Source organism: Psychrobacter pasteurii, assembly GCF_900162815.1.
Taxonomy (GTDB): domain Bacteria; phylum Pseudomonadota; class Gammaproteobacteria; order Pseudomonadales; family Moraxellaceae; genus Psychrobacter; species Psychrobacter pasteurii.
In genome coordinates this window covers 1-577 of the sequence record NZ_FUGD01000196.1, presented here as the reverse complement: position 1 = coordinate 577, position 577 = coordinate 1, and the positions used below count along the sequence as shown (strand labels likewise).

At 45.1% G+C, this 577-nt stretch carries 1 pseudogene; it reads right to left on the bottom strand.

Annotation, left to right across the window (positions count from 1 at the left end):
* Positions 1 to 577, bottom strand: a pseudogene (locus tag A1232T_RS13650) (IS3 family transposase); the annotation flags it as partial.

Here is a 577-nt window from a genome sequence, read left to right as displayed (position 1 = left end):
GTACATGCCTAAGCAAGTACGGGTAAACTTGATGCTCAGAGTTAGGCTTACTCGTGTTAGGATGCTGATAAATAGCGTCTAGCCCCATTTGCCGTAGTAGGCGCCTAATTCGCTTTTCTCCCACTTGATAGCCTAGTTGCCTAAAATACGCTGTCATGCGTTTAACCCCATAAAATGGGGTCTTGATGTACTGCTGGTCAAGCAAGTTCATCAGGGTAATATCAAGCTCGCTGATGGGCTGTGCCTGATAGTACAGACTTGAGCGGTTGATACCGAGTAATTCACATTGCTTACGAACACTAAAATCCTTGTTGTCAGGTTCTAGCAGTTATTTACGAGTGCTCAGGGTAGCTGTGAGGACTTTTTTTTAAGCCAGTCTCTTTCGCTGACGACTTGCCCTAGTTGCCTATGTAATTCATCGATAATAGCTTGCTGGGCTTGTTCGTTGGCTTGCTGTTTGGTATTGAATGCAGTAGGAATAACTGCCAAAGCCTGCTTTTTCCAGTTGCTGATTTGGGTTGCATGAACCCCATATTCTGCGGTTAACTCGTTGAGGGTCTTGTGTTCTTTGATGGCT